Origin of the sequence: Candidatus Thalassolituus haligoni (genome assembly GCF_041222825.1) — a bacterium.
Classification (GTDB): Bacteria; Pseudomonadota; Gammaproteobacteria; order Pseudomonadales; family Oceanobacteraceae; genus Oceanobacter; species Oceanobacter antarcticus.
In genome coordinates, this window is sequence record NZ_CP139482.1 from 3,089,403 (window position 1) to 3,114,641 (window position 25,239).

At 51.4% G+C, this 25,239-nt stretch carries 23 protein-coding genes, 1 other RNA gene and 1 pseudogene; 9 read left to right on the plus strand and 16 right to left on the minus strand.

Features of this window, described 5'->3' with window-relative positions; all coding sequences use genetic code 11:
* Nucleotides 1-8: 8 nt before the first annotated feature.
* Both carB and carA read right to left on the minus strand, forming a co-directional pair.
* Complete coding sequence (gene carB / locus SOJ49_RS13790; protein ID WP_369855077.1) at nt 9-3,230, minus strand: carbamoyl-phosphate synthase large subunit; 3,222 nt, start codon at nt 3,228-3,230, stop codon at nt 9-11.
* Between the two features lie 19 nt (nt 3,231-3,249).
* Nucleotides 3,250-4,404 carry a glutamine-hydrolyzing carbamoyl-phosphate synthase small subunit gene (gene carA / locus SOJ49_RS13795; RefSeq protein ID WP_369855078.1) on the minus strand — a complete coding sequence of 385 codons (1,155 nt, stop codon included), beginning with the start codon at nt 4,402-4,404 and terminating at the stop codon, nt 3,250-3,252.
* Between the two features lie 473 nt (nt 4,405-4,877).
* Between carA and SOJ49_RS13800 the strand changes: the two genes are divergently transcribed.
* Nucleotides 4,878-5,528, plus strand: coding sequence for a TetR/AcrR family transcriptional regulator (locus SOJ49_RS13800; RefSeq protein ID WP_369855079.1), 651 nt, complete (start codon nt 4,878-4,880; stop codon nt 5,526-5,528).
* Between the two features lie 152 nt (nt 5,529-5,680).
* Here SOJ49_RS13800 and dapB read toward each other — a convergent pair whose 3' ends face one another.
* From dapB to grpE, 4 genes are all read right to left on the minus strand, one after another.
* Entirely contained in the window at nt 5,681-6,484 is an 804-nt protein-coding gene (gene dapB, locus SOJ49_RS13805) for a 4-hydroxy-tetrahydrodipicolinate reductase (RefSeq protein WP_369855080.1), read from the minus strand.
* 96 nt (nt 6,485-6,580) lie between these two features.
* Nucleotides 6,581-7,702, minus strand: coding sequence for a molecular chaperone DnaJ (dnaJ, locus tag SOJ49_RS13810; protein WP_369855081.1), 1,122 nt, complete (start codon nt 7,700-7,702; stop codon nt 6,581-6,583).
* A 104-nt stretch (nt 7,703-7,806) separates the two neighbouring features.
* The gene (gene dnaK / locus SOJ49_RS13815) at nt 7,807-9,708 is read right to left on the minus strand and encodes a molecular chaperone DnaK (protein ID WP_369855082.1); all 1,902 of its coding nucleotides are present in this window, start codon (nt 9,706-9,708) and stop codon (nt 7,807-7,809) included.
* Nucleotides 9,709-9,863: 155 nt separating this feature from the next.
* On the minus strand, nt 9,864-10,457 hold the full coding sequence (grpE, locus tag SOJ49_RS13820; RefSeq protein WP_369855083.1) for a nucleotide exchange factor GrpE: 594 nt from the start codon (nt 10,455-10,457) through the stop codon (nt 9,864-9,866).
* Nucleotides 10,458-10,616: 159 nt separating this feature from the next.
* On the opposite strand from grpE, the gene recN reads away from it, so the two are divergent.
* A complete protein-coding gene (gene recN, locus SOJ49_RS13825) occupies nt 10,617-12,302 on the plus strand; it encodes a DNA repair protein RecN (RefSeq protein WP_369855084.1) in 1,686 nt (561 codons plus the stop codon).
* Nucleotides 12,303-12,558: 256 nt separating this feature from the next.
* Here recN and fur read toward each other — a convergent pair whose 3' ends face one another.
* Nucleotides 12,559-12,966 carry a ferric iron uptake transcriptional regulator gene (gene fur / locus SOJ49_RS13830; RefSeq protein ID WP_369855085.1) on the minus strand — a complete coding sequence of 136 codons (408 nt, stop codon included), beginning with the start codon at nt 12,964-12,966 and terminating at the stop codon, nt 12,559-12,561.
* A gap of 93 nt (nt 12,967-13,059) precedes the next feature.
* On the opposite strand from fur, the gene SOJ49_RS13835 reads away from it, so the two are divergent.
* Nucleotides 13,060-13,458 (plus strand): outer membrane protein assembly factor BamE, encoded by a 399-nt coding sequence (locus SOJ49_RS13835; RefSeq protein ID WP_369855086.1) that lies wholly within the window; start codon nt 13,060-13,062, stop codon nt 13,456-13,458.
* A 46-nt stretch (nt 13,459-13,504) separates the two neighbouring features.
* On the opposite strand, the gene SOJ49_RS13840 is transcribed toward SOJ49_RS13835, so the two are convergent.
* The 3 genes from SOJ49_RS13840 to SOJ49_RS13850 are packed head-to-tail and all read right to left on the minus strand — an operon-like array spanning nt 13,505 to nt 15,631.
* Nucleotides 13,505-13,795 (minus strand): RnfH family protein, encoded by a 291-nt coding sequence (locus SOJ49_RS13840; protein WP_369855087.1) that lies wholly within the window; start codon nt 13,793-13,795, stop codon nt 13,505-13,507.
* On the minus strand, nt 13,788-14,219 hold the full coding sequence (locus SOJ49_RS13845) for a type II toxin-antitoxin system RatA family toxin (RefSeq protein WP_369855088.1): 432 nt from the start codon (nt 14,217-14,219) through the stop codon (nt 13,788-13,790). Before SOJ49_RS13845 ends, SOJ49_RS13840 begins: the two co-directional genes overlap by 8 nt.
* 56 nt (nt 14,220-14,275) lie before the next feature.
* The gene (locus tag SOJ49_RS13850) at nt 14,276-15,631 is read right to left on the minus strand and encodes a sodium-dependent transporter (protein ID WP_369855089.1); all 1,356 of its coding nucleotides are present in this window, start codon (nt 15,629-15,631) and stop codon (nt 14,276-14,278) included.
* Between the two features lie 146 nt (nt 15,632-15,777).
* Here SOJ49_RS13850 and smpB point away from each other — a divergent pair, with 146 nt between their 5' ends.
* Both smpB and ssrA read left to right on the plus strand, forming a co-directional pair.
* Complete coding sequence (gene smpB, locus SOJ49_RS13855) at nt 15,778-16,260, plus strand: SsrA-binding protein SmpB (RefSeq protein ID WP_369855090.1); 483 nt, start codon at nt 15,778-15,780, stop codon at nt 16,258-16,260.
* A gap of 198 nt (nt 16,261-16,458) precedes the next feature.
* Nucleotides 16,459-16,815: a transfer-messenger RNA gene (gene ssrA / locus SOJ49_RS13860) on the plus strand.
* A gap of 244 nt (nt 16,816-17,059) precedes the next feature.
* Here the strand turns inward: ssrA and SOJ49_RS13865 are convergent.
* Complete coding sequence (locus SOJ49_RS13865; protein ID WP_369855091.1) at nt 17,060-18,157, minus strand: IS5 family transposase; 1,098 nt, start codon at nt 18,155-18,157, stop codon at nt 17,060-17,062.
* A gap of 132 nt (nt 18,158-18,289) precedes the next feature.
* On the opposite strand from SOJ49_RS13865, the gene SOJ49_RS13870 reads away from it, so the two are divergent.
* The 4 genes from SOJ49_RS13870 (at nt 18,290) to SOJ49_RS13885 (ending at nt 20,994) form a co-directional block, all read left to right on the plus strand.
* Nucleotides 18,290-18,589 carry a hypothetical protein gene (locus tag SOJ49_RS13870; protein WP_369855092.1) on the plus strand — a complete coding sequence of 100 codons (300 nt, stop codon included), beginning with the start codon at nt 18,290-18,292 and terminating at the stop codon, nt 18,587-18,589.
* Nucleotides 18,582-18,938 (plus strand): IS66 family insertion sequence element accessory protein TnpB, encoded by a 357-nt coding sequence (tnpB, locus tag SOJ49_RS13875; RefSeq protein WP_369855093.1) that lies wholly within the window; start codon nt 18,582-18,584, stop codon nt 18,936-18,938. Before SOJ49_RS13870 ends, tnpB begins: the two co-directional genes overlap by 8 nt.
* 23 nt (nt 18,939-18,961) lie before the next feature.
* Nucleotides 18,962-20,572 (plus strand): IS66 family transposase, encoded by a 1,611-nt coding sequence (locus tag SOJ49_RS13880; RefSeq protein ID WP_369855094.1) that lies wholly within the window; start codon nt 18,962-18,964, stop codon nt 20,570-20,572.
* A gap of 170 nt (nt 20,573-20,742) precedes the next feature.
* Nucleotides 20,743-20,994 (plus strand): YdcH family protein, encoded by a 252-nt coding sequence (locus SOJ49_RS13885; RefSeq protein WP_369855095.1) that lies wholly within the window; start codon nt 20,743-20,745, stop codon nt 20,992-20,994.
* 272 nt (nt 20,995-21,266) lie between these two features.
* Here the strand turns inward: SOJ49_RS13885 and tadA are convergent.
* The 5 genes and pseudogenes from tadA to SOJ49_RS13910 form a co-directional block, all read right to left on the minus strand.
* Nucleotides 21,267-21,731, minus strand: a pseudogene (gene tadA / locus SOJ49_RS13890) (tRNA adenosine(34) deaminase TadA); the annotation flags it as partial.
* Between the two features lie 45 nt (nt 21,732-21,776).
* Nucleotides 21,777-22,280 carry a MotA/TolQ/ExbB proton channel family protein gene (locus tag SOJ49_RS13895; protein WP_369855096.1) on the minus strand — a complete coding sequence of 168 codons (504 nt, stop codon included), beginning with the start codon at nt 22,278-22,280 and terminating at the stop codon, nt 21,777-21,779.
* 159 nt (nt 22,281-22,439) lie between these two features.
* Nucleotides 22,440-22,799, minus strand: coding sequence for a translation initiation factor Sui1 (locus tag SOJ49_RS13900; RefSeq protein ID WP_369855097.1), 360 nt, complete (start codon nt 22,797-22,799; stop codon nt 22,440-22,442).
* A 55-nt stretch (nt 22,800-22,854) separates the two neighbouring features.
* Complete coding sequence (locus tag SOJ49_RS13905) at nt 22,855-24,504, minus strand: sensor histidine kinase (protein ID WP_369855098.1); 1,650 nt, start codon at nt 24,502-24,504, stop codon at nt 22,855-22,857.
* Nucleotides 24,505-24,613: 109 nt separating this feature from the next.
* Nucleotides 24,614-25,105, minus strand: coding sequence for an Lrp/AsnC family transcriptional regulator (locus SOJ49_RS13910; protein WP_369855099.1), 492 nt, complete (start codon nt 25,103-25,105; stop codon nt 24,614-24,616).
* Between the last annotated feature and the right edge of the window lie 134 nt (nt 25,106-25,239).

A 25,239-nucleotide genomic window follows, 5' to 3' on the forward strand; every position in this document is an offset into this window, starting at 1 on the left:
AGCTTGGTTTATTGGCCGATACTGGCATGCAGATCTTGCAGACGATGAACGTCTTTCAGACCTTCGGAACGCAGCGCTTCAACAATGGCCTCTGCACCCGCCAATGTGGTGGTGTAATACACCTTGTGTTGCAATGCGCTGCGACGAATGTCTGCCGAGTCTGCGATAGCCTGGGCACCGTCGGTAGTATTGACGATCAGATCAATACCATCGTTTTTAATTGTGTCCACGATATGTGGACGGCCCTGAGTTACCTTGTTGATGCGGCTGGACTGCACCCCGGCATCCTCCAGGACACGACGGGTGCCATCGGTACACACCAGTTCAAAACCACATTCCACCAGCCCTCTGGCAACCGCCACCAGACCGGACTTGTCGGCTTCGCGGACAGACAGGAAAGCGGTACCACCGACGGGTAAATCGGCACCGGCCCCCAACTGAGCCTTGAAAAAGGCTTCGCCGAAAGTTTTTCCAGCACCCATGACTTCCCCGGTGGACTTCATTTCCGGGCCAAGAATCGGGTCAACACCCTGGAACTTGTTGAACGGAAATACCGCTTCTTTCACAGAGAAATACGGCGGAATGATTTCCTTGGTAAAGCCCAGATCCGCCAGTGAACGACCCATCATCACCTTGGCCGCAATAGAAGCCAGGGAAACGCCTATACACTTGGATACAAATGGCACAGTACGGGATGCGCGAGGGTTTACCTCAATCACGTAGATTTCACCGTCCTGATAAGCCAGCTGGGTATTCATCAGACCAACAACACCCAACTCCAGCGCCATCGCTTTCACTTGCTCACGCATCAGATCCTGAACATCCGCTGGCAGACTGTAAGGCGGCAATGAACAGGCCGAGTCACCCGAGTGAATACCGGCTTGCTCGATATGCTGCATGATGGCACCAATCACGACTTCTTCACCGTCACAAACGGCGTCAATGTCCACTTCGATCGCGCGATCCAGGAAGTAGTCGAGCAGCACCGGCGAATCATTGGAGACCCGTACCGCTTCGTTCATGTAGCGACGCAGGGACTTTTCGTTACTGACAATCTCCATCGCCCGACCGCCCAGGACATAGGACGGACGAACCACCAGCGGATAACCGATGTCGGCAGCGCGAGCCACTGCTTCTTCGGCAGAGGTTACGGTGGCGTTCACCGGCTGCTTGAGACCCAAACGCTGGATCATTTGTTGGAAACGCTCGCGATCTTCGGCACGGTCAATCGATTCAGGCGACGTACCAATCACGGGTACACCACAAGCTTCCAGTTCGTTGGCCAGCTTCAGTGGTGTCTGACCACCGTACTGTACAATGACACCCTTGGGTTTTTCTTTCTCGACGATTTCCAGCACGTCTTCCAGCGTTACCGGTTCAAAGTACAGGCGGTCGGAGGTGTCGTAATCGGTCGAAACCGTTTCCGGGTTACAGTTGACCATGATGGCCTCGTACCCTTCTTCCTTCGCCGCCAGTGCTGCGTGCACGCAGCAATAGTCAAACTCGATACCCTGACCAATGCGGTTCGGGCCACCACCGAGCACAATAATCTTGTCGCGGTCGGTCGGGTTCGATTCGCACTCTTCCTCGTAGGTCGAGTACATGTAGGCAGTATCGGTCGAGAATTCAGCGGCACAGGTATCAACACGCTTGTAGACCGGGCGGATATTCAGCTTCTGACGATGCTTGCGAAACGCTTTTTCAGAAATTCCCAACAAGGTCGCCAGACGCTGATCGGAAAAACCCTTGCGCTTCAGTCGCAAGACCGCACTGGCATCCAGTACCGTCAGGCTGCTGGCCGAAACACTGGCTTCTTCTTTGATCAAATCTTCGATCTGTACCAGGAACCAGGGATCAATGCCTGAATACTGGTAAATTTCATCGACCGTCAGGCCCATGCGGAAGGCATCTCCGACGTACCAGATACGCTCGGCACCCGGCGTCACCAGTTCAGAGATAACCTTGTCCCGCGCACCTTCGTCGGCCAGATTGACCTTCGGATCAAATCCGGAAGAGCCCACTTCAAGACCACGCAGGGCTTTTTGCAGAGACTCCTGCTGAGTACGGCCAATGGCCATCACCTCGCCCACGGATTTCATCTGGGTAGTCAGGCGGCCATCAGCCTGGGGGAATTTTTCGAAGGTAAAACGAGGGATCTTGGTTACAACATAGTCGATCGATGGCTCAAACGATGCCGGTGTTGCACCACCAGTAATATCGTTTTGCAGCTCATCCAGAGTGTATCCAATCGCCAATTTGGCAGCCACCTTGGCGATCGGAAAGCCGGTTGCCTTGGAAGCCAGTGCCGAAGAACGCGAAACCCTCGGGTTCATCTCGATCACGACCATGCGGCCGGTTTTTGGATCGACACCAAACTGGACGTTGGAACCACCGGTTTCCACTCCGATCTCGCGCAGTACCGCCAGCGAGGCGTCGCGCATGATCTGGTATTCCTTGTCGGTCAGGGTTTGTGCCGGGGCAACGGTAATGGAATCACCGGTATGAACGCCCATGGCATCAAAGTTTTCGATGGCACAAACGATGATGCAGTTGTCGTTCTTGTCGCGCACCACTTCCATCTCGTACTCTTTCCAGCCAATCAGCGACTCGTCGATCAGCAACTCGCTGGTTGGTGACAAATCCAGACCACGAGTACAGATTTCTTCAAACTCTTCCTTGTTGTAGGCGATACCGCCACCGGTGCCACCCATGGTAAAAGAAGGGCGAATAATGCAGGGAAAACCCAGCGTTTTTTGCACTTCACGCGCTTCTTCCAGAGTGTGGGCAATCCCGGCACGAGGGCACGCCAGACCAATTTTTTTCATCGCCTGATCGAAGCGATCACGGTCTTCAGCCTTGTCGATGGTATCGGCGTTGGCGCCGATCATTTCCACACCGAATTGTTCCAGTACGCCAGCCTTTTCCAGGCCCAGGGCGCAGTTCAGTGCCGTCTGGCCACCCATGGTAGGCAAGAGCGCGTCAGGGCGTTCTTTCTCAATAATTTTGGCAACGGCTTCAACGGTAATCGGCTCGATATAGGTCGCATCCGCCATCGATGGATCGGTCATGATAGTGGCGGGGTTGGAGTTGACCAGAATGACGCGATAGCCTTCCTCACGCAGGGCTTTACAGGCCTGGGCACCGGAGTAGTCAAATTCACACGCCTGGCCGATAACAATGGGGCCAGCGCCAATGATCAGAATGCTGTTGATGTCAGTACGTTTTGGCATTACTCAGTCAGTCCTGTGGTTATCCGTTGGCCTTGGCTTTGGCGGTTTCAATCAGATCAATAAAGTGGTCGAACAGCGGTGCGACATCACGGGGGCCTGGGCTGGCTTCAGGATGACCCTGAAAGCTGAAGGCTGGCTTGTCAGTACGGGCGATACCTTGCAGCGTACCGTCGAACAGTGACTTGTGGGTTGCCTTGAGGTTGTTTGGCAACGAGCTTTCATCGACCGCAAAGCCATGGTTCTGACTGGTGATCATTACCTTGCCAGTGGCCAGATCCTGTACCGGGTGGTTGGCTCCGTGATGGCCGAGATTCATCTTCAACGTTGTCGCACCCGAAGCCAGTGCCAGTAACTGGTGACCCAGACAAATGCCGAATACCGGAATTTCGGTCTCCAGAATTTGCCGGATGGCGTCAATTGCATAGGTGCAGGGTTCCGGGTCGCCGGGGCCATTCGACAGAAAGATGCCATCTGGATTCATCGCCAGCACCTCGGTAGCCGATGTTTGCGCCGGAACAACGGTCAGTTCACAGCCTCGTTCAGCCAGCAGGCGCAGAATGTTGTACTTGACACCAAAATCGTAGGCGACAACCTTGAATCGGGTTTCGGTCTGTTCGCCATAGCCCTTGCCCAGTGCCCAGTCGGTCTGGGTCCAGCGGTAAGGTGCGTTAACTGTAACTTCCTTGGCCAGATCCATGCCTTTCAGGCCAGGAAAAGCGGCGGCTTCTGCCAGTGCCTGTTGTTGACTTGCATCACTCCAGGCATCGTCTGCGGCAAGCAGACAACCATTAAGGGAACCCTTTTCACGCAGAATACGGGTCAGGCGGCGGGTATCGATATCCGCCAGCCCAACCACATTATTGGCTCGCAGGTATTCATCAAGCGCCTGTTCGCTACGAAAGTTGGACGCCGTTAATGGCAAGTCACGAATAATCAGCCCTTTGGCGGCGATGCCAGCGGACTCAACGTCTTCGCTGTTGGTACCGTAGCTGCCAATATGTGGGTAAGTGAGTGTAACGATTTGATTGGTGTAGGACGGGTCAGTCAGGATTTCCTGATAACCGGTCATGGACGTGTTGAAAACAACCTCTCCAACAGACGTTCCCAAAGCACCGATACTGGTGCCCTTAAACAAGCTGCCGTCTTCAAGAGCTAGAATGGCTGGCGTAGACAAAACTGTATCCCCGAGCAAAGAAAAACAGGCGAAGCGAGGTACTAGGCGGGTACCCCATGCGTAAAAAAGCGGAATGCTGATCCGCTCATCGGCATTCCGCTAATTTCAGAAATTATGTAATGGTCGGTCACTTCTGCTTGAGAAGCTCCGAGCTTTGATTAACCGCAAATTATACGCAAAAAGAGCTTTTCTGTCCACGATATCGAAGACAAGACGGGAACAGGTTACGTTTTAAATCCCAGGAATTTGAACTGTGCACTCTTGTGTGACATATCAGTTACATATCGTTACATACAATTTTAAACGGTATTTTACTTCCCACAAGTAGGGGTAATTCTTTACATAGTAACCATGGATGAGCCAGTTGCTGATTAGTTTATCGATTTCTCACCGAACATTGGTCGATGTCGAACACGTGTCAACGCTCTGGATTCAGGCATATACATATAAAATTACACACATGAGGGATTTTCATGCCTGTTGCTGTTGATGGTCGCCGTCGCTTGGCCCCCGAGGAACGTAAGCGGCTGTTACTGATGTATGCTGTTGAAGTTTTCTCCCGCCGTGGTATTGGGCGTGGAGGACATACCGACATTGCCGAAATTGGCGGGGTGTCGGTAGCAACCGTATTCAATTATTTCAAGACCCGTGATGCACTGGTCACCGATGTACTGGATGAAATTGCCCAGTTTATGCACGCCATGGCAGAAGACGCTTTTTCGGCAGCAACCACACCGCTGGCCCGGATTCGTGACTATTTCCAGCGTTTTTTACGGGCTTGCGAAGAGCAGCCGGATTACATCAAGGTCTGGCTCGAATGGAGTGCCTCACCACGCGAAGAAGTCTGGCCACAATATCTGTCGCTACAAGCAGAGCTACTGGAACGATTGACGATCCAGATTGAAGACGCCATCAATCTCGATGAACTCGACCAGGGATTATCAGCTGCTGAACGCGCACGCTGGGTACTGGGCAATAGTCAAATGTTGACCGGAATGATGTTTGACCCGATGGGTAAACCGGATGATATGAATGCTCTTGTCAATCGCGCTATCGATCATCTGCTGTTGGTGAAACAGCCGCCATCAGGCGAACGCAAGTCCAGCAAAATTGGTCGGGACTGACAGGTCTCTGAAGCGTTATTGAGGCTATAAATACAAGGCAAAAATGACCAAAGAAATGGTATTTACAGGTGATAAATACGCATTTCACGGTCATTTTTAACGCAGCAATCGTCACGCAGGCAGGTCATCAAGCGCTTGTTACCAGGGCCGAGTCAGAAGCCCAACACGTCCTGCATATCATACAGTCCGGCCTTCTGGTCGGTTATCCACAAGGCCGAACGTACGGCACCACGAGCAAACGTCATGCGACTCTGGGCTTTATGGGTCACTTCGACTCGTTCACCATCGGTGGCAAACATCACGGTGTGATCGCCGACAACATCACCACCACGAATGGTCTCAAAGCCAATTTGTTTGTGCGGCCGGGCTCCGGTCTGACCTTCACGACCATAACAAGCGACTTCATTCAGATCCCATCCCATGGTTTCTGCAACCACCTCACCCATACGCAAGGCAGTACCAGAAGGGGCATCCACCTTGTGACGATGGTGCATCTCGATGATTTCGATATCACTGTCTTCGCCCATCACTCTGGCGGCCATACGCAACAAATTCAGGCACAGATTCACGCCCACAGAATAATTCGGCGCAAATACTACACCCGTCTGTGTGGCACACTCTGCCAAGCTGGTTTTTTCATCATCACTGAAACCGGTCGTGCCAATCACGATACATTTGCCATGCTGCTGGCAGAATGACAGGTTGGCCAGCGTTACTGCCGGTGTTGTAAAATCAATCAGTACATCAAACTGGTCAGCCACCTCGCTCAAACTGGCAACAGCCCTGATACCCAAGTCTTTCCCCAAACCGGCAATTGCACCGGCATCAAGACCCAGCATCGGGTCATCATGACGCACAATCGCAGCCCCAATTTCAGCACCCTCGGCTGCATCAACTGCCTGAATCAGCACCCTTCCCATACGTCCGGCGGCTCCGGTAATGGCAATTCGTGTCATTGTTGGATTCCTGATAAAACAAAGCCCGGGTTGGCACAATATCCAACCGCGGGCTTGTTATTTGAATGTCAGTTTTCAACTACGCTCAGCGTGGCTTCAAACGTCTTCGAAGAACTTTTTTACACCTTCAAACCAGCTCTTTTTTTGCGGCGCATGCTTTTCGCCCGTTAATGATTCTTGAAACTTCATCAACAGGGCTTTTTGTTCATCATTCAGGCTCACCGGAGTTTCAACCTGAACCCGACAGAGCAAATCACCTGCACCACCGCCACGAACCGGCGCTACGCCTTTGCCTTTCAGACGAAACAGCTTGCCACTCTGGGTTTCTGCCGGAATTTTAAGACGCACCCGACCATCCAGTGTTGGTACTTCCAGATCACCACCCAGTGCCGCATCAACAATACTGATGGGAACATCACAATACAGGTTACGCCCGTCGCGATGAAACAGCGCATGCTCGCGCACACTGACCTGAACATACAAGTCACCAGCAGGACCACCCATAGCACCCGCCTCGCCTTCACCAGACAAACGAATACGATCACCAGTATCCACACCCGGCGGAATTTTAACCGACAGGGTTTTGGTTTCTTCTTTTACGCCACGACCGTGACAACTGTTACACGGATCCTCAATGATCGTGCCCTGGCCACGACAAGTAGGACAGGTTTGTTGCACAGAAAAGAATCCCTGTTGCATACGAACCTGGCCAACGCCATTACAGGTTGAACATTGCTTCGGGCTGGTACCTGGTTTGGCACCACTGCCATGACAGGTTTCACAGCTGACCAGCGTCGGAATCCGTACTTTCTTTTCGACACCACGAACGGCTTCTTCTAACGACAGTTCCAGCGTATAACGCAGATCAGAACCGCGCTGGGGACCGCCACGGCCGCCACCAGCACCGCCAAATATGTCACCAAAAACATCGCCAAAAATATCGCTGAAACCAGCGCCATTGGCTCCACCACCGTAGCCACCACCCGCATTGGAATCCACACCGGCATGGCCGTACTGATCGTACGCCGCACGTTTCTGGCTGTCATTCAGGATTTCGTAGGCTTCCGTCGCTTCCTTGAACTTGGCTTCGGCATCCTTGTCATCCGGGTTACGATCCGGGTGAAACTTCATGGCCAGCTTGCGATAGGCCTTTTTAAGTTCCTTGCCATCAACGTCTTTGGAAACGCCAAGGATCTCGTAATAATCTCGTTTGGACATTGTCTTTCTTGCCTCAGATGGGAGCTATTGATCCAGCCATGTGAGACGCAAGACGGGAGTCAGCCTACCAGAGGTAAGCTGACTCCCGTCTCCCATCTGTCGTCTTACTTGTCTTTTACTTCTTCAAACTCTGCGTCGACAACATCGTCATCCGCAGAAGAAGAATCCGCATCCGCACCGGCTGGCTGAGCCTGCTCGGCATACAGTTTTTGTGCCAGCTTGCCAGAGGCTTCAGTCAGTGCGTTGGTTTTGGCTTCAATTTCAGCCTTGTCATCGCCCTTGAGTGCAACTTCAAGATCAGCAATTGCTTTTTCAATCGCTTCCTTCTCTTCTGCACTCGCCTTGTCACCGGCTTCTTCCAGCGTCTTTTTAGTCGCGTGGATCATGCCATCGGCAGTATTCCGAGCCTGAATCAGTTCTTCAAAATGCTTGTCTGCTTCAGCATTGGCTTCAGCATCTGCAACCATTTGCTCGATCTCAGCATCACTCAGACCAGAAGAGGCCTTGATGATGATGGACTGTTCTTTACCGGTTGCCTTGTCTTTCGCGCTGACATTCAGAATACCGTTAGCGTCGATATCAAAGGTTACTTCAATCTGTGGCATACCACGAGGTGCTGGCGGAATGTCCGCAAGGTCAAACCGACCCAGCGACTTGTTCTGCGTCGCTTGCTTGCGCTCGCCCTGTACCACGTGAATGGTAACCGCCGTCTGGTTGTCATCGGCGGTTGAGAACACTTGCGATTTTTTGGTCGGAATGGTGGTGTTCTTGTCAATCACTGGCGTCGCAACACCACCCATGGTTTCGATACCCAGGGTCAGCGGGGTAACATCCAGCAACAGTACGTCTTTTACATCACCAGACAACACGGCACCCTGGATCGCTGCGCCAACCGCTACGGCTTCATCAGGGTTCACGTCTTTACGTGGTTCCTTGCCGAAGAAATCGGCAACACTCTTCTGCACCAGTGGCATACGAGTCTGACCACCCACCAGGATCACTTCGTCAATTTCAGCAATAGACAGACCAGAGTCTTTCAGCGCCATTTTGCAAGGTTCCAGGGAGCGCTTGACCAGCTCTTCTACCAGGCTTTCCAGCTTGGCACGGGTTACCTTGACGTTAAGGTGCTTGGGACCACTTGCATCCGCCGTAATATAAGGCAGGTTCACATCCGTCTGCTGGCTGCTGGACAATTCAACCTTGGCTTTTTCAGCACCTTCTTTCAGACGCTGCAGTGCCAGTGGATCATTGTGCAGATCGATACCGCTGTCTTTCTTGAACTCGGCTGCCAGATATTCAATCAGGCGCATGTCGAAATCTTCACCACCGAGGAAGGTGTCACCATTAGTGGCCAAAACTTCAAACTGCTTTTCACCATCAACGTCAGCGACTTCAATAATAGAGATATCGAACGTACCACCACCCAGGTCGTAAACCGCGATGGTACGATCACCACTTTCTTTATCGATTCCGTAAGCCAATGCCGCAGCGGTTGGCTCGTTGATGATACGTTTGACTTCCAGACCAGCAATTTTGCCGGCATCTTTGGTCGCCTGACGCTGGGAATCGTTAAAGTAAGCCGGTACGGTAATAACGGCTTCAGTCACGCTTTCGCCGAGGTAATCCTCTGCGGTTTTCTTCATTTTCTTGAGGATTTCAGCAGAAATCTGTGGGGGTGCAAACTGTTCGCCACGCACTTCTACCCAAGCATCACCATTGCTGGCTTCGACGATCTTGTACGGCACCATTTTGATGTCTTTCTGAACCACATCATCCTTGAAACGACGGCCGATCAAACGCTTGACCGCGAACAGGGTGTTGTGTGGGTTGGTGACCGCCTGACGCTTGGCTGACTGGCCAACCAGAACTTCTTCGTCGGCATAAGCGACGACGGAAGGCGTGGTACGATCGCCCTCAGCGTTTTCAATCACTCTGGTCTTGCCACCATCCAGGATCGCCACACAGGAGTTGGTGGTTCCCAGGTCAATACCAATAATCTTACCCATGATAAATCTCTCCAAAACTCGAGCAGTGATCACTGCTTGCTTGTCTTTAAACCAATTGCAACGAAGACCGTTGCCATGTATTTGCCTATGACCTGTATATGTGTCCGAAGCTGGCGCTTTCAAGGCATGGCGTTAATTTTTTGCAGTCAATGCAATCAGGCATTTTCATCAATAGCAGGAGCAGCCTTGCTGACCACAACCATCGCCGGACGCAGTAAACGACCGTTCATTACGTAACCCTTCTGCATCACCGCGAGCACAGAATTGGGTTCGGCGTCGGCACTTTCGATCATCGTCATGGCTTGATGGTGCTCGGGATTAAACGGATGCCCAACCGGATCTACCACATCGACATTAAACTTGGCCAGTGCCGACAAAAACCCGTTCAAGGTCATCTCGATACCTTCACGAATAGCCTTGGTGGCGTCTTCCTCTGGTGCTGCTGCCAGACCTCGTTCGAGGTTATCCACAACGGCAACCATTTCATTGGCAAATTTTTCCAACCCAAATTTATGGGCTTTTTCTACATCCAGCTCCGCACGACGACGCACGTTTTGCATCTCTGCCTGAATTCGCAATACCTGCTCTTTCAGATCAGCGATTTCTTGCTGGGCAGCTGCCAACTGCACTTCTGCAGCGGAAGTGCCAGCAGCGGCAGATTCTGCACTCGCTTCGGTTTCGATCGCTACTTCAGGCTGAAGATCTTCGTTTTGCAGGGCTTCGTCCTGAATCTTTTGCTCGTCTGACATGAAATATTCCTCTCGTCGAAAAATGGCGCTCGCAGCTATATGGGGTTCCGCTCGTCGGATTCAAGGGCATAACCGGCAGAGAATTCAAACTGTTACTTGACAGTAATTACTACTGTATATAAAAACACTGGTTATACGTTCAGATAAAGGAGTTAATCCATGCTCACCCATCTGTCTATTCACCAGTTTGCACTGGTCGAGCACCTCGAACTGGAATTCCAGCGAGGCATGGCAGTCATCACTGGTGAAACCGGTGCAGGCAAGTCAATTCTGCTGGATGCGCTCGGCCTTGCACTGGGCCAACGGGCCGATGCCGGCATGGTCAGACATGGAGCTGAACGAGCGGAAATCTGCGCCAGCTTCTGCCCAACGCCCAACGCCCGTAACTGGCTGACTTGCCGGGATATACCTGACGAGGAAGACCTCATATTGCTGCGTCGAGTGGTTTCTGCTGAAGGTCGTTCCCGTGGCTATATCAATGGCCGTCCGGCTTCCGCCAATGATTTACGCGAATTGTCGCAGCACCTGATTGAAGTTCACTCCCAGCATGCACATCAGCGCTTACTGGAAAAAGACGCTCCGCGCCAGATTCTCGACGCCTTCGGCAATCTAAAACCCCTCGCGACAACCGTGGCTGACTATTTCCAGCAATGGCAGCAACTGCATAAACGACTGCGCCAATTGCAGGAAGAAAGCAGTGAAATCCAGGCTCAGCGACAACTGCTCAGCTATCAGGTTGAAGAGCTGCGTGAACTGGCCATCGGCGCTACCGAAGTGGCGGATCTTGAGCAGGAACACAAACGGCTGGCCAATGCCGAATCGATGTTATTAGGCGGGCAACAGGCACTGGCAGTCAGCACCGGAGATGACAGCGATGGTCAGGGTGCGGCTCAAATGGCCTGGATCGCCTATCAGCAACTGGCGCGTATTGACGATCAGCACAGCAGTCTGATTGAAGCACGCGATCTGATGCAGCAGGCCCAAATACTACTGGAAGAAGCGGGCAACTCCTTACGCCACTATCTGGATCAGGTTGATATTAACCCTCACCGCCTGCAGCAAGTTGAACAGCGTCTCAGCGATATTTTCAGCATGGCACGCAAACACCAGATTCAACCCATCCACCTGTACGATCACTGGCAGCAGCAGGAAGCCGCTCTCGCGGAATTAAGCCTGTCAGACGAAGATCTCGCAGAATTACAAGAACGAGTAATTACCTTTGAAAACCGCTACATCACCGAAGCGCAAACGCTCAGCCAGGCCCGCATCAACGCAGCAGCCAGGCTGGATGCCGATGTATGTAGCCAATTTGATGCAATGGCGTTGGGACGGACACATTTCGAAACCTGTATTGATCCGCTATCGTCTGCCGAAGCCGGCAAACATGGTCTTGACCAGATCCGGTTTATGGTTCAAACCAACCCAGGCATGCCGGCCGGGCCACTCGCCAAAGTGGCATCAGGGGGGGAACTGTCACGTATCAGCCTGGCTATCCAGGTGGTTACTGCCGCAACCAGTGATATCTCTTGTATGATTTTTGACGAAGTGGACGTCGGCATCGGTGGCGGCACGGCAGAACGGGTTGGCCGCCTGATGCGATCCCTGGGTGAACGAGGACAAGTTATGTGTGTCACTCACCAACCTCAGGTGGCAGCGCAAGCCCATCAACACTTTCTGGTCAGCAAGATTTCCGGTGATGAGTATACCCATACCCGGATTCAGGAGCTCGGAGATACTCAACGTACTCGGGAAGTTGCGCGAATGCTGGGAGGCGTCGACATTACCCTCAGCACCATGAATCATGCCGAAGAAATGCTGGCACTGGTTAAGCAGACAGCCATATAAGGAACCGCACCAGCGCTTCAAGCTGATACTGGCTGGCTTCAATGCGGGAATGCCAGGGACGACGCAGGATGGTCGTCCGCAGCTATGGGGGAAATTGCAAAACCGACAGGGATACCATCCCTCCAAGCGTTACATCAGTATGGTGCGCATCAAACCTGCAGCAACCAGTGGCCACAACTGGATCATGGATGCAAAAAACAGTTATCTGTTCACCGTGTTCCCGCCAAGCCCGGGAGCCTCGTCGAGAACCTGGCCATTACTTCTTTTTACGGATATAGAGCACCAGGCTGTGATCAACCAGATCATAACCATGCTGCGCCGCAATTTCATGCTGTAACCGCTCAATTTCCTCATTGGTAAATTCAATCACGGTGCCGGAGTCGACATCCACCATATGATCATGGTGGTCGCCCTTATCCAGCTCAAACACCGAATGACCACCATCAAAGTTATGACGAGTCACCAGTCCAGCACTCTCAAACTGGGTCAGCACCCGATATACAGTTGCCAGCCCAACGTCTTCACCTGCCTCAATCAATGATTTATAGACATCCTCAGCACTCAGGTGAGCCTCTGGGTTACTTTCCAGAATACTCAGAATTTTAATTCTTGGCAGAGTGACTTTCAGACCTGCTTTACGCAACTCCATATTTTGATCGGACATTGCAACCCTCGAATATTTCACAGCGACTTGGTTCATCAGGTATCATCGTCCGCTAATGCAAAAACGCAAACCACCGGACGAGACAACAGCTGAATGATGCGAGCGACAATTCTGACTTTTTTACTTGGTTTTGCAACCCTTTCCGGCTGCGTTTTCCCTGGTGTGCACAAGCTGAACATTCAGCAGGGCAATATCGTCACCCAGGATATGCTAAATCAGCTACATACAGGCATGACAGAACATCAGGTCGAGTTCGTGATGGGAACGCCTGTGCTGAAAAATCCGTTTGAAAGCCAACGCTGGGATTACGTATACACGTTGGAAGAACGCGACAAAATCACCAAACAATACCGCATACAGGTGTTTTTTGATGATCAGGGCAACTATCTGAACTACACAGGCACCCTACCAGAGGCAGAATTTTCAGAGCAAAGCCAACTGGACTCGTTGCCGCAGGAAGAACCTGCAATCAACACCATCCCGTTGGAGTAGCTCGACGAAGGTACAACATCGACCCGAGCACAGCGGGCCGGAGCAGTTATTTTTGTGTTTTGGCAGCCCGATTGGCCCGCGCCTGTTTCGGATCGATGATCAACGGTCGATAAATTTCGATACGGTCACCCTCCTGTACAGGGTCTGACAGATTTCTTACTGTCTTGCCAAAAATGCCCATTTTGGCAGATTCCAGCTCCAGCTGCGGAAATTCACGGGTAATACCAGACAACCGTGCAGCCTCCAGCACACTGGTTCCAGACGGCACAGCAACTGCCAGAATGCGCTGTTTTTCAGGCAACGCGTACGCCACTTCCACTGCGATTGTGTCAGCCATAAACTACCTGAGCCCGTTTTACGAACGAATCGACCATCATATTGGCCACCTGTTTGAACACTGCCCCTAACGCCACTCCGGTCAGCTTGTTGGCAACTTCAAATTCCATATCCAAAGACACTTTACACGCCTCCTCGGACAGCTTCTGAAAGTGCCAAATACCATGAAAACGGGTAAAAGGGCCATCCAGCAGCTCCATTTCCATGCGTTCCGGTTTTACCAGACGATTATGGGTACTGAAACTCTGATTGATTCCGGCTTTGGCAATAGTCAGGCGAGCCTTGATGTAATCCTCACCCTCGTCAATCACCTCGGTCTGACGACAGCCATCCAGAAACTCGGGATAACGACGGACATCATTCACCAGGTCGAACATTTGCTCTGCACTGAACATCACCAGCGCACTGCGCGTAATGGTGGTCATGATACCTCTTGAAACGAATTAACAGGACAGCTGGCCCAACGACTACCACGCAGATCCTACGGCAGCAAGCCATTGATAAAAATCAGTCCGACGGCAACCGGCGACACGTAGCGCAACATAAACATCCACAAGCCAAACAGAACGGGAGATTGTATACGCGCCTCGGCACCAATCGCTTCGCGACTCATAAACCAGCCAACAAAAACGGCGATGAGGATACCACCGAGCGGCAGCAAAATGTTAGAGGTGAGAAAATCCAGCGTGCCAAAGAAGGTTTTGCCAAACAGGGTAACCTCAGACCACTCATTAAAAGAAAGTACCGTACCGAACCCCAACAACCAGGACAAACCACACACCACCACCGTCGCCTTGCCACGGGAAATCCCCTTTTCCACCGACCAGGCAACCGCTGGCTCAGCAATGGAAATGGCCGAACTCCAGGCCGCAATCGCAACCAGAATAAAAAACACCGTACCAATCAGATCCCCGGCAGGTAACGCAGCAAACGCAACGGGCAACGTCTGAAACATCAAACCAGGCCCGGCACCAGGTTCAAGGCCGTTGGAAAACACCACGGAAAACACCACCACACCGGCAACCAGAGCCACCAGGGTATCGAGGAACCCAACCGCCAGTACCGTCCTCCCCAGTGATGCCTGCCTCGGCATATAGGCACCATAAGCCATGATCGCCCCCATCCCCAGACTCAGGGTAAAAAACGAATGGCCCAATGCCACCACCACACTGGTAGTGCTTAATTTGCTGAAATCCACAGTAAACAGAAAGGCTATTGCCGCCCCAAAACCCGGTGTTGTTAAGGCGTAGCCAAACAGCAGTATCAGCATCATGAACAACAGTGGCATCATCAATCGCACACTGTTTTCCAGCCCCTTGTGTACCCCGCGAGAGATCACAATCCCCGTCAGAATAATGAACAGGGTATGCAGTAACAGCAACAGTCCGGGGCTACCCAGCATGCCGCCAAATTCATTACCTGCCAGCTCAGCATCCGCACCGTCAAAAACACCGCTTGCCATTTTCACCACGTAGGCCAGCGTCCAGCCCGCAATCACGCTGTAAAACGACAGAATAAAAAAACCGGAAACCGCTCCCATCCAACCAATACTGCGAAAAAAACGCGGGGCATTTTGCTCGTCAGTCATCTGCCGCATGGTATTGATAGGGCTCATCCGTCCTTTACGCCCCAGCAGTACCTCCGCCATCATCACCGGAATACCGGCGGCAAGAATACACACCAGGTACACCAGAACAAACGCTCCACCGCCATTTTCTCCCGTGATATAGGGAAACTTCCAGATGTTACCGAGACCAACTGCTGAGCCAGTAGCCGCCAGAATAAACGTCCAGCGGTTGCTCCAAACGCCATGCATACCGGTTTTATCTGAATTCATGTTATTCTTCTCTGCTTGATCCGTGGCTGTATTGTTAAAGATTTATTCGCCTGCCTCAAGTTGCAGAACCGCAAGAGCCAGGCCCTTTCGCCACAGTGTCCGACCGGACAAGCCCCACACCGCCCAGAGACATCCTTGTTGACAGTATGAGTACCAAAAAAAAGCCAAAAGCCTCCAGCCCAACCATCGCCCTGAACAAACGGGCTCGCCACGACTACTTTCTTGAAGACAAACAGGAAGCAGGCCTTGTGCTTAGTGGCTGGGAAATAAAAGCACTACGGGAAGGCAAGTGCCAACTGCTGGATTCATACGTCACCTTTCATAAAGGCGAAGTGTGGCTCACCGGTGCCCTGATCACCCCTTTGCATCAGGCATCCACCCATGTCGTTGCGGAACCCCGGCGCGAACGCAAACTGCTGCTCCACGCTCGAGAAATCGAAAGACTGGAGCAAAAAGTGCTGGCCAAAGGTTACACCTGCGTATGCACCGCCCTCTACTGGAAAGGCCACCGGGTCAAGGCAGAAATTGCCCTGGCCAAAGGTAAACAATCCCACGACAAGCGCGCCACCAGCAAAGACCGAGACTGGGCCAAACAAAAAGAACGCATCATGAAACACTCGGTGCGCTAACCCGTTAAAAATCCGGACTTGGCAAATCGACTCGCGGAACGTATAGTCCCGCTCTTGCTGCGCAGAACACCGCGCCGTAAAAAACAGTCTGAAGAGGAACCCCGGTAAGTTAAGGGAACCAAGCCGGTACAACGGCATCCAATCTCCAGACTGAAGGGGCATTAGCCCTGGGCTCACAGCCTGAGCAACACCGATTTCGGGGATGATCTGGATTCGACGTTGATTACAAAGCTAGTGGTGCATGCCGAGAGGGTAAGACGATCTCGTAAATCAACGTTTTACATTTATATAGTCGCAAACGACGAAAACTACGCACTAGCTGCTTAATTGCAGCTTACCTCTGAACCCCGGTGCCTATAACAGGGGGACGAGGGCTAAGCCCTATAGGATCGCTTGGATGCTTCGCTCGGAGTTGAAGAGCTAAACCGAATCGAGCTCGTTCTGAACGCCCTGCCCCTCGGGCCGTGACGAACTAAATTAATAGAGACGGCTAAGCATGTAGATCTCCTAGTGGAGGATTGGCGGACGCGGGTTCAAATCCCGCCATCTCCACCAAACAAAAAACCCTAATAGATTAATTCTATTAGGGTTTTTTTATTGCCGCACTCTCAAATATACCTTTGTGCCTACATTTTGACTACACCAACGTAAGCGCTCAATAAACCCCATCTAACAGGCTGTTGAAATTCTTATTCGCTTTGCCGACAGAAGCTTTTCAACCCGATAAATCACGCGTATCTGATTGTTTTCTGAGTGATTTTTTCGCTGGAAACGGGATTATCCATCCCGTTTCCGGCCATCAGACGGATTGACCCTGTAACTTTGCCATTCGCACCAGGTTGTAGGCCATCATGGTCATCTCAAGAACGCTGTTGACCTTCGCCAGTCCTCTCACTTTTACCTGCCGTAAGTGGCCAACGGTCTTTCCCCAGCCGAAAGGCTCCTCGACACGTTTACGCACAATCTGGCTGGCGACATAACCCGCTTTATGACTGGTTCGACCATCGATGGCTGAGCCGCCGGGCCGTTTGTCATTTCGGGCAACATAGGGGGTGATCCGGTGCTTCCTGCATTCCTTCACAAACCCTTTGGTATCGTAGTTTTTATCCGCGCCCACGGTCTTACGATGAGCCCCCGGCAATGCTTTCAGAAGCGTCAGGGCGACTTCCCTTTCCGCTGTTCCGGTCGCCAGACTGGCTTGTGTCGCCACGATCAAACCATTCCGGTTTTCCATGACCGTATGTCCCATGAAAGACAATCGGGCTTCTTGTCCTTTGGACTTTTTGAACAACCTCGCATCGCGGTCAGTGGTCGATTCATGCGTATCATTGCTGCGTTTGGTACCACGAAAATTCTTTTCCTGATTGCGTCCGGAAGGCCCTTCATCCTGATCATGATCGTCATCCGGGTGCTTCGGCCGAAAACTCTTTTGGGAAGCCCAGGCCTGTATCAGAGTGCCATCGACACTGAAATGATCGTTCGACAGGAGCTTTTGTTTTTGGGCCGAGGCAACCACTTCGGCCAATAATTCGGTGCTGACGTTGTGGTGGATCAAGCGGTCCCGATTGACGCTGAAAGTCGAATGATCCCAGACCGGATCATCAATGCTCAGGCCGACAAACCAGCGATAGAGCATGTTGTACTGAATCTGCTCAACCAGTTGCCGCTCACTGCGAATACTGAAGAGGATTTGCAGCAGCAAGGCTCTCAATAAACGCTCTGGAGGAATGGATTCCCGCCCACGCTCGGAATAGATCAAGCTGAGCTTCCAATCGATGTGGGTGAGCGCCTGATCGAACAGGATTTTGATGGACCGTAAAGGGTGATCGTGTGGAACCAGCTCATCCAGTTTGATGGTGGTGAACAAAGGTTCTTGAGTAATGTCAGCGCCACGCATGGGAGTCCGGGAATTCATTGAAAAAGAGCATCTTACCGAAGCCGGTAGACATCAGGAATAAAATCAACAGCCTGCTAAAATCACTACTCAATTCATTCTAAGCTGTCTTCAAATTCTTCAACGAGACAGCTCATGACTAAATCCGAACAATGGCAGCAGCACATCAACCTTTGGCGTACCAGTGGTTTATCCCAGGTCGCCTTTTGCAAACAACACAACCTTGCTATGCATAACCTTCAATATTGGCGTAAACGTTTATCGCCCGGTGCTGAGCCGGTGGTGGACAAGCCAAAGGCTTTGATTCCAATCACCGTGACCTCACCCTCTCCGGCGCGGTTAAGGTTGGGTGCACACGTCATCATTGAGCTACCAACTGAAGCCTTACCGGATCTGTTGCTGGCATTAAAAGATCGAGGGCTTTTATATGCTTAGGCCCAGTGCAGCGGTTCAGGTATATTTATACGCAGGCACCGTGGACATGCGCAAGTCGATTAATGGCTTGTCGGCATTGGTCGAGCAAGAGCTGGAGCTTAGTCCTATGGCCAATGCTCTGTTTGTCTTTTGTAATCGCGACCGGGATAAAATCAAGTTACTGTACTGGGAGCGCAATGGCTTTGTGCTCTGGTACAAACGCCTGGAAAAGCAGCGCTTTAAATGGCTAAAACCGACCGACAGCGCCGCCATCTGTATTGACGGCTATCAACTGAATTTATTATTGGACGGTCTGGATATTTTTAACAATAAACCGCATGAAACCTTATTTTACACTGCCATGAATTAACCAGGGTTGGTATACTCCAACCCATGAAAACACCACCGACGGATCACTTACCTGATGACATTTCTGCTCTAAAACAACAGCTTTTAGCGCAGCATCAATTATTGGAAGAAAAAAATAATCAGTTAAAAAATAAAGAACAATTAATTAACCAAAAACAATCACGCATCCAGTTTTTGGAAGAACAGATCATTCTGTTTAAGCAGCGCCAGTTTGGTAAAAGCAGCGAAAAAAGTGATCAACAAGTCGAACTGTTCGATGAGGTTGAATGCGAGGCCGATGCCTCTGCAGCGGATACGGCCGAGTCGATAGACGCCGAATCCTTACACTCGGAATTACCCCTGGCTGAAACACCCAAGCCCGTTAAAAAAACATCCGGCCGTAAGCCTTTACCGGCTGAATTACCCCGTGTACGCATTGAACATGATCTTCCTTTGGCCGATAAAATCTGCGCCTGTGGTTGCACCAAAAAACACATCGGCGAAGACACCAGCGAGCAATTGGATATTATTCCGGCGGTGGTTCAAGTCTTGGTGCATGCACGACAAAAATACGTTTGCGAAGCCTGTGAAAGCGGCGTGCAGATGGCCGCTTTACCGACGCAGCCAATCCCTAAAAGCAATGCCAGCCCAGGCTTACTGGCGCACATTGCTGTGGCCAAATATCAAGACGGATTGCCACTCTATCGAATGGAAACCATCTTCAAACGCATGGGCATACATTTACCGCGCAACACCTTAGCCAACTGGATGATGAAAAGCAGTGAGTTGCTGCAACCACTTTACAACCTGCTCAATGATCAATTACTTGAAAGCGGTTATATCCATATGGATGAAACCCGAGTTCAGGTCTTAAAAGAACCGGATAAAACAGCCGAAAGCCTCAGCTACATGTGGGTACGAAAAACCGGTGATCGGGAACACCCCATTATCTTATTTGATTACGCCAGTCGTCGTCGCACCGATGTGGCCAGATCGCTGCTTGGTGATTATCAAGGCTACCTGCAAACCGACGATTATATTGGCTATCACCGTATTGGGCAGCAAAAAGGCATCGTCGCACTGGCCTGCATGGCCCATGCTCGACGTAAGTTTATCGACGCTCAGAAAGTCAGCCCAAGCCCGAAAGGAAAAGTCAGTAAAGCCGACATGGCCGTGACAATGATCAAAGGACTGTACGTCATCGAAGCCGCGATTAAAGACCAACCAGCCGAACAGAAATATCAAATTCGACAAGAAAAAAGCCTGCCCCAGCTCAACAAACTCAGAGCATGGCTGGACAAAGCGTTGCAACAAACCCTGCCAAAAGGAAAAACCGGCGAAGCCTTAGCCTACCTCGATAAAAACTGGGACAAACTAACGGTCTACCTCACCGATGGGCGACTTCATATAGATAATAATCCCGTCGAAAATGCTATCCGACCGTTTGCGATAGGGCGCAAAAATTGGTTATTCAGTGACAGTCAGCGTGGCGCAAAAGCCAGCGCCATGATGTACAGCCTGATAGAAACCGCCAAAGCGAACGACCTGGAGCCTTACGCGTATTTACGGAGAGTGTTTGCCCAGTTGCCGTTATGCGAAACCGTGGAAGACATTGAAAAACTGCTGCCTGAGAATATGAAAGCGGCCGTTATTTAAATCGGTAGATGGGGTTGTTTGAGCGTTTACACACCAACCCCATACCTTCGCTTTTTGTTTTTGTTCTGGCTAAACAAACCGAACCAGTCTGCTCTACCTGAGTCTGACCTGTATCAAGCCTAACCCCCATTGGGTACGTTATTCTGAACGTACTTACCAAGGAGAGATACATGTCCATCGAAGCCCATGACCTGCACCATGATTTTCCTGAACTGAGCGAGCAGATTCGTGATTTGAAAATGACTGACCGTCATTTTGCCAAGCTGTTCGATGAATACGATGAGCTGGACAAGGAAGTGCGCCATATTGAAGAACAAAAAGAAGCGGCATCGGATGAGCGCCTTGAGCAATTGAAAGTGCGCCGCGTTGTTCTGAAAGACGAGCTCTATGCCATGCTGAACCAAGCCGCTGCCAACTCCTGATATCGCTGGCAAAGGTCACCAGTAGTTGCTGAAGGCAGTGTAAAAACACTTTTCAACGACCGTTTGACGCCTCGCGCTTGCGAGGCGTTTTTAGTTTTACTGACTCTGATTTTACTGATCCTGGTTTGACGTGCTTATGTTTCGTGATCCCGCCCGGGTATTTCCAGAGACTGACAGGATCTATTGCTTCCTGCTTTGGCAGAATCAGTATCGACCCCATCGTCTGCTGCAGTCGATAGCCGGGTCAATGCTCGCAGCCGTTTACGGGCGGCTCGGCGTTCAGCAAAAAAAGCTGACAACATCTGGCCACAGGCTTCGGCCAGCACACCGCTCTCAATCTGGAAAGTATGATTAAAAACAGGATTGGTGGGTAACTGCATCGCACTGTGAACAGCACCGGCTTTGGGTTCAAACGCCCCATACACCAGACGCTCAATACGACTGTGAACCAGCAAGCCATAACACATGGTGCACGGTTCCAAAGTGACATAAAGACAAGCACCACTGAGGCGGTAATTACCGATGGCGGCGGCCGCTTCACGTACGGCCAGCATTTCGGCATGGGCACTTGGATCCAGATCGGTAATCTGGCGGTTACGTCCACGGCCTATCACTTTGCCATCCAGCACCACGACAGCACCAACAGGTACTTCGCCGTCATCAGCCGCTTCTTGCGCCAGCGCCAGCGCCAGCGCCATGGCTTGTTCATCCCTGGTAATTATCTGCTGTGGCAACATCTATATCTATCCACCCACTAAAATGGGCGGCATGATAACCGCCACTCAATCGAAAGCCAGTGCCGTTTTGAAATGACGCTTTTCGCTTTCAAAAACCCGTTTTAATACGGTTTGTGCCAATAAGCCACTGATCGCCCCCACCATCCCGGCAACGGTCGACAAAATAGCTTTAGAGATACCTGCTGCCATGGGCTTGGGGCTACCCGCTCCCATTTGTACCATCACATCAAACACTTCAATCATTCCAGTCACGGTGCCTAACAAACCCAAAAGCGGACAGATGGCAATAAACATCCGAATGGTGCTGAATCCCGAGTCCAGCCCCATCGTCAGATTGGCAATCAGCTCCTGATGGATCTGTTGCGATGCCCAGCTATGCTTGTTGCTACGTGCTTGCCATTCCTGCAACGCTACCGAACGACGTCTCGGGTGCACAGCAAATACATACAAAATACGTTCGATCAGATAAGCCCAGAGCAAAAAGATCACCCCCATAATGGGGTACACCACCTCGCCACCGCGTTCCAGAAACAGGATTACTTCTTCCATCGCCCAATATGCTCCGGCGTTTATTTGAAGTAATCAGATTATCTCTTTTCGAGATAAGGGAAAGATGCAATTGATCACAGCTTGAAGAGCGTCATGTCTGGTCACAAATTAATCAAATCGTCATTACTCTGTCACTGAAACTGTGATGCAATTCCACCGTTAGCCACCGGATTTTTTCACCGTAAAACCCCGTTTGCTCAGCTCGGAGACCAGCAAATCCCGCTGCTCTCCCTGAATTTCAATCACGCCATCCTTGAGTACCCCACCTACGCCACATTTCTTCTTCAACTCTTTGGCAAGCGTCTTGAGTTCGGCACCGACCAGCGGAACACCGGTCACCAGGGTAACCACCTTACCGCCACGTCCTTTGGTCTCACGTGCCACTCTCACAATGCCATCGCTCTGAGGTTGCTCCGGTTCACCGCAGCAACACTGCTCAATAGGTTCCCGACAGTCCGGGCAGGTACGCCCGAATTCGGTGGAATACACCAGTCCACCACTGCTTTGTTGTTTGGCCATGTTATTTCCCGTTGTTGCTGCCGCAACGCTAAATCATTCGTGCGCTTTCGGCAAATCAACTCGTCACTGACAGAGTAGCACCAGGCAAAGCCGTCACAGGCAAGGTAAAGGTGACCAGTGTTCCCATTCCTGGCTCGCTTTCTATATCCAGTACGCCGCTATGATTGGACATGACGTTGTAAACCACAGTGAGACCCAGCCCGGTGCCCTTGCCGATTTCTTTACGGGTAAAAAACGGATTGACGGAACAACTCAAATCATCGGCGTTCATTCCCACCCCTGAATCTTTGATATATACGCGTACCTTGTCATCCACCTGCTCGGCAGCCACTTCGATTCTGCCAGACCCATCGATCGCATCACGGGCATTATCCAGAATATGACGAAACGCCAGCCGGATTTGGCTGGCCACGCAATCCACCTTGGGAATACCACTCATCATGACATCCAGGAGAATGTGCTCATCATGTTGAAGATCCAGTTCGTCGATGGCTTGGTGCATCAATTCAGCCAGGTCGGCGCGCTGCCTGGTTTGCCCTTCCTGACTCGCAAAGGTTCTCAATTCCGCCACGATATTACGGACTCGCTCCAGACTGGACTGGGAGGCTTTCACCAGATCCGGGGCATCGTCACGAACAAAGCCGAGATCAACCGTGCGTCTCATCGCCTCCAGAGACTGACGGATCGCCGAATCGGAAATAGAGTGCTCTACCGATTGATACAGGTCTGCCAGCTCTATCAGCTCGGTCAGATATTCACTGAGAGAGGCAATATTGCTGTAAACCACTGCGATCGGGTTGTTGATTTCGTGGGCAATGCCAGCGGCCAAATGACCAAGTGACGCCATTCTTTGCGCCTGCAACAGCAGCCGTTGCGTACGCTGCAGCTCATCAAAGCTTTGCTGCAACTGACTATTACTATTCTTCAATTCCTGAGTGCGAGCACGAACCTTGTCTTCCAGTTTGTCGTTCAGTTCGCGGGCTCGTCTTTCTGCTTGCCGACGGCGCTGCATTTCAACATCGACGGATGCAAACAGGCTGTTGATCTTGTGTACCAACTCTTGCAGCTCTCGCAGATTGGCCTTGCTTGCCAGCGGTGCTTTCAGAGCATTGTCGGGATCGAGATCCTTGATCAGATCCGTTAATTCACGGAGTGGACGAGTCAGACGAAGCCGCAAGATCACCACCAGCACCAGTGCCAGCAATACGTTACGTGCCACTTCCATTGCTACGGTAATGGCAGCCCGCTCTCGAAATCCGGCGTGAATGGCACGCTCGTCGATCCAGACAGTCAGAGTACCCACCTTTTCAAGACGCTGCTCAGCGAGGTTATTGCCAAACAGACCCACCGTTTTTTCAACCATATAAGTATGTATTGGGCCACTGGCCAGCTCCTCGGCAGACAAACCACGCCGCTGGTTATACCCGGACAGGTCATCTTCAACATAAACCGACACGATGGAGCGATTCAGCATCAAGCCCTCAAAAATCAATTGAATGGCCGTGCTGTGGTACTGCTGTAATGCCAATGCCAGCTGGCCACTCTGGTAACCCAGCAAGGCATCGAGATTGGTATTGAAGCGCTCTTTTTCTACCTGATGGTCTATACGTATTTGCGCTGCGCTGAACAGCACCCCAAATACAAGGCTGCACATCAGAATGTAGAGTGTCAGCTTACTCTCTGCCGAGGGAGATTGAGAAATCACAGTTGCCCTTGCCTGATCCCGAGGGGTTCTACCTGAGTATAGCCGCCTCCGGCAGAGCTGCTACAAACGGGTACCAAACAGTACAAACCCCCATATCAGCAGGCGCTTCCTAATCTAACGGCAAGGCACTGCGGTCGATCACCTTGCGCATCACAAAGCTGGAATGCACACCGCTCACTCCTTCTATACGGGTAAGTGTACCGAGCAACAGTTGTTGGAAGGCTTCCATATCACTGACGATCACCTTGAGTACGTAATCAGCCGACTGACCCGTAATCAGATAACATTCCAGCACTTCCGGGCAGGCATCAACCGCCGATTCAAAGGCGGCAAATCGCTCTGGTGTGTGTTTATCCATACTGATGTGTATCAGCGCCAGCAAGTCCAGACCCAGCTTTCTGGCACTGACATGGGCACGGTAACCCTCAATAACGCCGCTGTCCTGCAATGCCTTGACGCGACGCGAACAGGGCGATGGCGATAACCCGACCTTGTCGGCCAATTCCAGATTCGACAAGGCACCCTGCTGTTGTAACAGCGCCAGAATGTGTTTGTCTGTCCGATCCAAAATCACAATGGCGGCGCGAGAAGATGTACTCATAAAAGGCACCTATTACTACGTTAAAAAACAAACCAGCAATTTATCACTAAAAAATCAATAAATACCGCAATAATAAAAAACAAAAACCTGCTGAATAGCAGAAATTAACAATCTTTATGCTCGAGCTTCGCACT

Bases quoted from the DNA above. Each gene is read 5' to 3' on its own strand.
- fur (WP_369855085.1), bottom strand. From the start codon at position 12,966: ATGTCCGATCAAAATATGGAGTTGCGTAAAGCAGGTCTGAAAGTCACT.
- SOJ49_RS13900 (WP_369855097.1), bottom strand. From the start codon at position 22,799: ATGGCCAAACAACAAAGCAGTGGTGGACTGGTGTATTCCACCGAATTC.
- carB (WP_369855077.1), bottom strand. From the start codon at position 3,230: ATGCCAAAACGTACTGACATCAACAGCATTCTGATCATTGGCGCTGGC.
- SOJ49_RS13895 (WP_369855096.1), bottom strand. From the start codon at position 22,280: ATGGAAGAAGTAATCCTGTTTCTGGAACGCGGTGGCGAGGTGGTGTAC.
- SOJ49_RS13870 (WP_369855092.1), top strand. From the start codon at position 18,290: ATGACTAAATCCGAACAATGGCAGCAGCACATCAACCTTTGGCGTACC.
- dapB (WP_369855080.1), bottom strand. From the start codon at position 6,484: ATGACACGAATTGCCATTACCGGAGCCGCCGGACGTATGGGAAGGGTG.
- tnpB (WP_369855093.1), top strand. From the start codon at position 18,582: ATGCTTAGGCCCAGTGCAGCGGTTCAGGTATATTTATACGCAGGCACC.
- SOJ49_RS13865 (WP_369855091.1), bottom strand. From the start codon at position 18,157: ATGCGTGGCGCTGACATTACTCAAGAACCTTTGTTCACCACCATCAAA.
- SOJ49_RS13835 (WP_369855086.1), top strand. From the start codon at position 13,060: ATGATGCGAGCGACAATTCTGACTTTTTTACTTGGTTTTGCAACCCTT.
- SOJ49_RS13845 (WP_369855088.1), bottom strand. From the start codon at position 14,219: ATGACCACCATTACGCGCAGTGCGCTGGTGATGTTCAGTGCAGAGCAA.
- recN (WP_369855084.1), top strand. From the start codon at position 10,617: ATGCTCACCCATCTGTCTATTCACCAGTTTGCACTGGTCGAGCACCTC.
- SOJ49_RS13840 (WP_369855087.1), bottom strand. From the start codon at position 13,795: ATGGCTGACACAATCGCAGTGGAAGTGGCGTACGCGTTGCCTGAAAAA.
- dnaJ (WP_369855081.1), bottom strand. From the start codon at position 7,702: ATGTCCAAACGAGATTATTACGAGATCCTTGGCGTTTCCAAAGACGTT.
- SOJ49_RS13885 (WP_369855095.1), top strand. From the start codon at position 20,743: ATGTCCATCGAAGCCCATGACCTGCACCATGATTTTCCTGAACTGAGC.
- smpB (WP_369855090.1), top strand. From the start codon at position 15,778: ATGAGTACCAAAAAAAAGCCAAAAGCCTCCAGCCCAACCATCGCCCTG.
- SOJ49_RS13910 (WP_369855099.1), bottom strand. From the start codon at position 25,105: ATGAGTACATCTTCTCGCGCCGCCATTGTGATTTTGGATCGGACAGAC.
- grpE (WP_369855083.1), bottom strand. From the start codon at position 10,457: ATGTCAGACGAGCAAAAGATTCAGGACGAAGCCCTGCAAAACGAAGAT.
- dnaK (WP_369855082.1), bottom strand. From the start codon at position 9,708: ATGGGTAAGATTATTGGTATTGACCTGGGAACCACCAACTCCTGTGTG.
- SOJ49_RS13850 (WP_369855089.1), bottom strand. From the start codon at position 15,631: ATGAATTCAGATAAAACCGGTATGCATGGCGTTTGGAGCAACCGCTGG.
- SOJ49_RS13880 (WP_369855094.1), top strand. From the start codon at position 18,962: ATGAAAACACCACCGACGGATCACTTACCTGATGACATTTCTGCTCTA.
- SOJ49_RS13800 (WP_369855079.1), top strand. From the start codon at position 4,878: ATGCCTGTTGCTGTTGATGGTCGCCGTCGCTTGGCCCCCGAGGAACGT.